This window comes from Streptomyces paradoxus, assembly GCF_014202475.1.
Taxonomy (GTDB): Bacteria; Actinomycetota; Actinomycetes; order Streptomycetales; family Streptomycetaceae; genus Streptomyces; species Streptomyces paradoxus.
The window spans coordinates 1-1272 of sequence record NZ_JACHGV010000041.1; the positions used below are offsets into that span (position 1 = coordinate 1).

The following is a 1272-nucleotide window of genomic DNA, read 5'->3' on the forward strand; positions in this document are numbered from 1 at the left end:
CACTGTGGATGTGCTTGGTGAGGTTGAGCGTCGGCGGGTGTTGGTGGAGTGGAATGGCTCGGCGGTTGAGGTGTCGCGGGGCACTGTGCCGGAGTTGTTCGAGGCGCAGGTGGTGCGGACGCCGGATGCGGTGGCGGTGGTCGCGGATGGTGTCGAGGTGTCGTATGCCGAGCTTGATGCTCGGGCGGATCGGCTTGCGTGCTTGCTGGTGGGTCAGGGGGTTGGTCCTGAGTCGCTGGTGGCGGTGGTGCTTGAGCGTGGTGTGGATCTGTTGGTGGCGGTGCTGGGTGTGTTGAAGGCGGGTGCTGCCTTTTTGCCGGTGGATCCTGCTTATCCGGCTGAGCGGGTTGCTCATATGTTGGGTGATGCCCGGCCGGTTGTGGTTGTTGGTGCGGTGGGCACGGTGGGGAGTGTTCCGGCGTCGGTTTCGGTGTTGTTGATCGATGCTGTGGAGACGGTTGCCGCTTTGGCGGATGTGGCGGCGGTGTCGCCTGTTGCCGGGCGGGGGGCGTGGTTGTCGGCTTGTCCGGCGTATGTGATTTATACGTCTGGGTCGACGGGTCGGCCCAAGGGTGTGGTGGTGTCGCATGCGGGGTTTGCGAATATGCGTGCGGCGGCGGTGGCGCGGTTCGGGGTGGGTCCGGGTTCGCGGGTGGCTCAGTTCGCTTCGTTGAGTTTTGACAATTTCTGTCTTGAGTGGTCGTTGGCGTTGACGTCGGGTGCGGCGTTGGTGGTGGTGCCGGCTGAGCGGCGTCTGGGGCGGGAGCTGGCGGGGTTCTTTGCTGAGCAGCAGGTGACGCATGCGACGTTGCCGCCTGCGGTTTTGGCGGGGCTTGAGGCTGGGTCGGTCGCTGAGGGTGTGGTGCTTGAGGTTGGTGGTGAGGCGTGTTCGCCGGAGTTGGTGGAGCGCTGGTCGGGCGGCGGGCGGGTGTTGTTCAACACCTATGGTCCGACGGAGACCACGGTGGATGCGGTGGTGTGGCGGTGTGTTCCTGGTGGGGGTGAGGTGCCGATCGGTTCGCCGATCGGTAATGCGCGTGCGTATGTGGTGGATGGGTTTCTCGGTCCGGTGCCGGTGGGTGCCGTGGGTGAGTTGTACATCGCGGGTGCGGGTGTGGCGCGTGGGTATGTGGGCCGTGCGGGGTTGACGGCGGAGCGGTTTGTGGCTGACCCGTTCGGTGGTCCGGGTGAGCGGATGTATCGCACGGGGGATCTGGCCCGTTGGGATGCGCGGGGTCGTCTGGTGTTCGTGGGCCGGGCGGATGAGCAGGT

General features: G+C 65.6%; 1 protein-coding gene. It reads left to right on the plus strand.

The window, feature by feature from the left end; all coding sequences use genetic code 11:
• Positions 1–85 precede the first annotated feature (85 nt).
• The coding region (locus HNR57_RS39110) for an amino acid adenylation domain-containing protein (protein WP_184568191.1) at positions 86–1272 on the plus strand (1187 nt) is incomplete at its 3' end.